We start from the raw sequence: 6088 nt of genomic DNA, 5'->3' as shown, positions 1-6088 counted from the left end.
CGCCCCTCCCGAACCGCCTCCCGCAAATCCCCGGGCCGCAGCACCAGCCCCGTCCCCCTGCGGCCGGACGCCTTCCCGCGTTCACCGGTAGTCACGTCCGTCTTGCTGCGGCCGGCTGTTCTACCGCGCTCCCTGGTAGACCCGTCCGGCCCGGTCGCTGCGCTTCGCTGAGGCTCTGCTGCGGGCGTCGGGCGTCCGCGTGCCTGCTGGTGGGGGGCGGCGGCCAGTAGTGTCGCCATGACGTGCAGGTCGCGTACCCGCTCGGTCGGGCGGCGTGCGCCGGTGATGCGGCCCCGCGCCGTCCGCGCCCGCGACCGGCGGCCCGCCGCCCCGTCCCCGACACCGGGAACCTCCCACAACGGCACCGCATGCGGCGCCGCCACCGCCGCGACCTGCTCGCCACCGCCCGCCCCAGCGGTATCCGCCGCCGGGGCGCCCTCGTCACCGTTCCGTACCGACGAATCCCGCCCACCCGGCGACCTGTCATCACCCGGCGTCTTCTCGTCGCCCGACATCTCGTTAACACCCGACTCGGTGCGACCACCCGGCGTGGTGCGATTGCCCGGTGTGGTGTCAGCTCCGGGCGGGGTGCTGCTGTCCGGTGAGCCGCGGTCATCCGGTGAACTGCCATCGTGCGGGGGTGTGCCACCCTCCGGGGGCGGGTCGTTGTCGGGGGACGCGTTGTCGAGGAGTTCGTCGAGGAGTGACTCGTCCAGGCCGGGGGCGTCGAACGGGTCGCGGCGGCGGCGGTGCGGGAGCGACAGGCGGGCGGCGGCGCGCACGTCCTCGCCCGTCACCTCGTCCCGTCCCTGCCAGGCGGCGTGCGCGAGCGCGGCGTTCGCCGTGACGAGGTCGGCGCGCAGGCCGTCCACCTCGAAGCCGGCGCAGACGGTCGCGATCTGCTCCAGCCGCGCGTCCGGCAGCCGCACGCCGCCGAGGCGTTCGCGCGCGGCCGAGATGCGCTCCGCGAGGTCGGCCTCGGCGCCGGCCCAGCGCGCGGCGAACGCGTCCGGGTCCGCCTCGAACGCGAGGCGCCGCCGGACGACCTCCGCCCGCTCCTTCGGCTCCCGCGACGCCCGCACCTCGACCGTGAGGCCGAACCGGTCGAGGAGCTGCGGCCGCAGCTCGCCCTCCTCGGGGTTCATCGTCCCGACGAGCAGGAACCGCGCCGCGTGCCGGATCGACAGCGACTCGCGCTCGACGTAGCAGGTGCCGAGCGCGGCGGCGTCCAGCAGCAGGTCCACCAGGTGGTCGTGCAGCAGGTTCACCTCGTCCACGTAGAGGACGCCCCGGTGCGCCGCCGCCAGCAGCCCCGGCTCGAACGCCTTCACGCCCTCGGTCAGCGCCCGTTCCACGTCCAGCGACCCGGCGAGCCGGTCCTCCGACGCGCCCACCGGCAGCTCCACCAGCGCGGACGGCCGCCGCTCCGCCGGGCCGCCCGGCTCGTGCGGGCCGTCCGGGCAGGACGGGTCGGGCGCCGCCGGGTCGCACGCGAACCGGCAGCCAGGCACGACCTCCACGGCCGGCAGTTGGGCGGCCAGCGCCCGCACGACCGTCGACTTCGCGGTGCCCTTCTCACCTCGCACCAGCACCCCGCCGACCCGCGGCGAGACGGCGTTGAGGAGCAGCGCCAGCTTGAGGTCGCCGAGCCCGACGACGGCGCTGAACGGATAGCGGGCGTTCAAGGAACCACCTTCCGGTTGACGTGCGCGACCCGCCACCCGTCCCGGGCGGCGGTCAGTCGCGTGGTGGACAGCGGCGCGAGGTCGATGCGGTCGGCCGCCGCGATGTCCAGGCCGAGGGCGTGGCGGAGTGCGGCCCGGATGGCGCCCGCGTCGCACACCGCGATCCCGGACGGCCGGCCGCCGAGCCACTCCGCGACCCGCGCCGCGGCCTGGTTCCGGGACTCGCCGCCATGGGGTGCGGTGTCCGGGGCCGACAGCCACCCGGCCAGGGCGTCCGGGTCCACGTCCGCGTACCGGACGCCCGCCCACCGGCCGTAGTCGGCCTCGGCGAGCGCGGCGACCGGCAGGGCGTCGAGACCGAGCGCGGCGCAGGTCTCCCGGGCGGCGCGGGACGGGGACGTCCACGCCTCGCCGTCCGGGAACGCCCCGGCCAGGGCTTTCGCCCCGGCTAGGCCGCTCGCGTCCGCGGCGGTGCCGTCGGCGGGGAAGCGGGCCTCCCGCATCCCCGCCGACGTCGCGTGCCGGACGAACAGCAGCCCGTTCAGGCCGGGACGGCGGCGGAACGCGCCGCCCGGTCGCAGAACCAGCCGAACAGCGTGCCGAACGCCGCCCAGAACACCAGTTGCGTCCCGAGCGAGGTCATGCGGAACTGCCACAGCAGCGTGGCCGGGAACCCGTCCGGCACCTCGTCCACCCCCGGGAGCAGCAGCGACGCGACCGCCACCGGGACGGCGAAGGCCAGCACGGCGGCGGGCCAGCGCGCCCACGGCCCGCCGGGCACGCTGCGCGCCGTCGTCACCGCGATCGCCGTCGCGAGCAGCCCGACACCGATCATCGCCAGGTACAGCAGGGTGCGGCTGTTGATGGTCTCGGGGTCGCCCACGGCGGGCGGGTTCGCCGGACACTTCAGAAACGGGACGATGATGACGGCGGCGAAGGCGGTCCCGGCGGCGGCGAGCGCGAGCCCGCCGTCCGACCGGGGGCCGACCCGGCCCCGCAGGCCCGCGTAGACGAGCGCGAACACGCCGCCGGCGGCGAGCCCGTAGAGGCCGGTGGCGAGGAAGAGCCCCGCCTTCTGCGTGCCGCGGCTCACCTCTTCGCCGTGCTCGTGCTCGTGGGCGGGTGCGCCGGCGCCGTGCTCGTGCGCGGCGGCGGCGTTCTCCAGTGCGATCGCCTCGTCGATGCGCGGCTCTCCGGCCGTGAAGGCGAAGACGCCCGCGACGAGGCCGGCCAGCAGGCCCAGAAGAAGGCCCCTGACCAGCAGGGTGCGTACCATGCGGCGGCCTAGTGGCAGGGCACGCCGAGCAGGTGGCGCCCGTCGTGCATCAGCTCGTGGAGGTAACCGCCGGTCTGCGACACGGCACCGTTGTCCATCAGGACGAGGTAGCCGATCAGCAGCAGCGCGGGCACGGCGAGCAGCCAGGGAATCAGGCGGGGAAGGGGGATGGTGCGAGCGGACCTGCTCGGCGCAGACATGGTGCTCACGGAGCCTCCGTAGGGGATCTAGCGCGTCCCGGACAATGAGGTCGCGGCCGCCCGAGCGACCTGGCTCCCGGGATCGTCGTCCCGGATACAGTGGCGCGTCCGCACCGGCATCTCACCGGATTTCCCTCGGGCAACCGTGAATCAAGCGAACCGTACGGTCTGCCGGTACCGGTGTCAACCGCCCGGTGCCCCGGCCTGTGAGCGCACGGCCGTTCCCGTGCGGAGACGCGCTGGGATGTCTCCGCACGGGAACGGACGGTCACGCGGCCGTGCAGGCGGTGCCGTTCAGGGTGAAATCGGACGGCTTGCCGCTGTTCCCGGTGTGGGTGGCCTGGAGGCCGATGCCGATGGAGCCGCCGGCGGGGATCGCGGCGTTGTAGGACACGTTCGTCGCGCTGACCGCGCCGCTCTTCGGCTGGTAGCTAGCGCCCCAACCCGACGTGATCGTCCGCCCGGCGGGCAGGGTGAAGCCGAGCGTCCAGCCGTTGACCGCCGTGGAGCCGGTGTTGGTGATCGTGATGCTCGCGACCAGGCCCGTGTTCCACGCGTTGACCGAGTAGGCGACGCTGCAGTCCGCGGATCCGCCGCCGTCGCCCGGCGGCTCCGTCGTGCCGCCCTGGTCGAGGCCGAAGAACTCGATCGTCCGCTGCGCCATGCCCGACGCCATGAGGTTGTGGCCGACGCCCTGCAGCGAGTACGCCTCGACCTTGTCGCCGTAGCGGGTGCGGGTCCAGCCCTGCTGCGGCTGGTCGGTGGACGTCGGCGTCGTGGACAGGCCGTGGACGTTCGTCCACTGGTCGATCTCCTCGCCGAAGTTGGGGTAGCGCAGCGTGTCGTCCGCGGTGCCGTGCCACAGCTGCACGCGCGGCCTGGGCCCGGAGTAGCCGGGGTCGGCGGAGCGGGCGATGTCGCCCCACTGCTGCGGCGTCTTCAGGACGGTCCCGTTGGCGCACGCGCTGTTCCACTCCGACCCGTCGGTCGTGGCGAAGCAGCCGTCCGGCACCCCGGCGAACACCGCGCCCGCCGCGAACACGTCGGGATAGTTGGCCAACATCACGTTCGTCATCATCGCGCCGGACGAGACACCGGTGACGAACACCTTGGACGCGTCCCCGCCGTACTGCTGCAGCGTGTAGCGGACCATCGACATGAGCCCGACCGGGTCGCTCCCGCCGTCGCGCTTCAGCGCCTGCGGCGAGGAGACGTCGAAGCAGTTGCCGCTGCGCGTCGCCGACGGGTAGATCACGATGAACCCGTACTGGTCGGCGAGCCGTGCGAACTCCGTCCCCGAGTACATCGCCGGCCCCGACCCCGTACACCAGTGGACGGCCAGCAGCACCGGCGGCCGCTCCTGGACGCGGTCCGGAACGTACAGATGCATCCGGAGACCGGTCGGATTCGTCCCGAAGTTCGTGACCTCCGTCAGGGCGGCCGCCGACGCGGGCGGCCCCACCAGAACGGTCATCGCGGCGACGATCGCCGCCACCAGCACACCCAAAGCCCTCACCAAACCACCGCTTCCTGTTCGCGAGTCGCCCGGCGATCGTCACTATCCGGCCGCCCGCGCGCCGCGGACAAGGAGCCTTCCACCCGTTTCACGTGCCGTCCCCGCCCGAACGAGGTGACAACAGGGTGGACGGCCTGCAAGGCTTTGCTCGCACCTGACCGTTCCGTGGTGACCGGGTGCGTTGGGCCGGCGCGCTCTCGGGGTCAGCGCGGCATGGGACAGCAGGGAGGCGACGGCTGTGACCGTCTCGATGGTGAAAGGCCAGCGGATCTCGCTGGAGAAGCCCGGCGGCGCGCTGAGCATGGTCCGGATGGGCCTGGGCTGGGACGCGGTGAAGAAGAAGGGGTTCTTCGGCTCCCGCGAACGGGACATCGACCTCGACGCGTCCTGCGTCCTGTTCGCCGACACGAACCTGGCGGACGTGGTGTACTTCGGCAAGCTCGTCAGCGACGACGGGTCCGTCCGGCACACCGGCGACAACCTGACCGGCGCGGGCGACGGCGACGACGAGTCGGTCATCGTCGACCTGAACCGGCTCCCGGTGCACGTCACCTCACTGGTGTTCACCGTCAGCTCGTTCAACGGCCAGACCTTCAACGAGGTCGAGAACGCCTTCTGCCGGCTGGTCAACGAGATGGACGGCGGTGAGCTCGCCCGCTACACGCTGACCGGCGGCGGCGCCCACACCGCCATGATCATGGCCCGGCTCTACCGGCACAGCAGCGGCTGGAAGATGAACGCCATCGGGGAGCCCTGCCACGGCCGCACGTTCCAGGACATGCTCCCGGCGATCGCCGGGCACGCCTGACCGGCCGATGACCGAACTCACCCGGGGCGCCAACGCGGCGCTGCCCGCCCGGCGGGTGACCGCGACGGTGTCCTGCGCCGCGCCGGCGGACGTCAGCGCCCTGCTCGTCGGCCCGGACCTGCGCGTCCGCTCCGACGCCGACCTGGTGTTCTTCAACGCGCCGCAGGCACCCGGCGTCCGCTGGTCCGGCGCCGGCCAGCGCGTCGAACTCGACCTGGACGCGGTCGAGGCCGCCGCGGTGCTGATCGCGGTCAGCCTCACCGGCACGGCCACGTTCGGGACGATCCCGCCGCCGCGGCTCGCCCTCGCGACCGCCGACGGCGCCCCGGTCGCGGAGTTCACCGTCCCGGGCCTCGGCCCGGAGCGCGCGATCATCGGCCTGGAGATCTATCGCCGCGCCGACCAGTGGAAGGTGCGCGCCGTGGGCCAGGGCTACGCGGGCGGCCTCGCCGAACTGGTCGCGGCCCACGGCATCGAAGTCGACGACCCGGGCGACCCGGAACCCGCGAGCCCCCCGCCGCCTGCCGCCGTCCCGCCTGTCTCTTATCCACATCTCACCCCGCCGACGACAAGGATCAGTTCACCCCACGCGGTCCTCGCCCA

General features: G+C 73.6%; 7 protein-coding genes and 1 riboswitch. Of the genes, 2 read left to right on the top strand and 5 right to left on the bottom strand.

The annotated features are described in order from the left end of the window. From HUX53_RS10690 to HUX53_RS10670, 5 genes are all read right to left on the bottom strand, one after another. A partial coding sequence (locus HUX53_RS10690; RefSeq protein WP_176403002.1) for an ATP-binding protein occupies positions 1–1685 on the bottom strand: 1685 nt, incomplete at its 3' end. After that, entirely contained in the window at positions 1682–2341 is a 660-nt protein-coding gene (locus HUX53_RS10685) for a histidine phosphatase family protein (RefSeq protein ID WP_309237160.1), read from the bottom strand. The genes HUX53_RS10685 and HUX53_RS10690, both read right to left, overlap by 4 nt. Next, positions 2227–2961: a CbtA family protein gene (locus HUX53_RS10680; RefSeq protein ID WP_176403001.1), complete on the bottom strand. Its 735-nt coding sequence runs from the start codon at positions 2959–2961 to the stop codon at positions 2227–2229. Before HUX53_RS10680 ends, HUX53_RS10685 begins: the two co-directional genes overlap by 115 nt. A gap of 8 nt (positions 2962–2969) precedes the next feature. Next, a complete protein-coding gene (locus tag HUX53_RS10675) occupies positions 2970–3161 on the bottom strand; it encodes a CbtB-domain containing protein (RefSeq protein WP_176403004.1) in 192 nt (63 codons plus the stop codon). 68 nt (positions 3162–3229) lie between these two features. Continuing rightward, positions 3230–3290: riboswitch (cobalamin riboswitch) on the bottom strand. Positions 3291–3429: 139 nt separating this feature from the next. Continuing rightward, entirely contained in the window at positions 3430–4677 is a 1248-nt protein-coding gene (locus HUX53_RS10670) for a PHB depolymerase family esterase (RefSeq protein WP_309237159.1), read from the bottom strand. A gap of 238 nt (positions 4678–4915) precedes the next feature. Between HUX53_RS10670 and HUX53_RS10665 the strand changes: the two genes are divergently transcribed. Next, on the top strand, positions 4916–5485 hold the full coding sequence (locus HUX53_RS10665) for a TerD family protein (RefSeq protein ID WP_176403000.1): 570 nt from the start codon (positions 4916–4918) through the stop codon (positions 5483–5485). Between the two features lie 7 nt (positions 5486–5492). Then, a partial coding sequence (locus HUX53_RS10660; protein ID WP_176402999.1) for a TerD family protein occupies positions 5493–6088 on the top strand: 596 nt, incomplete at its 3' end.

The organism is Actinomadura sp. BRA 177 (assembly GCF_013372625.1).
In the GTDB taxonomy this organism is placed as follows: Bacteria; Actinomycetota; Actinomycetes; order Streptosporangiales; family Streptosporangiaceae; genus Spirillospora.
This window is presented reverse-complemented; position numbering and strand designations above follow the sequence as displayed.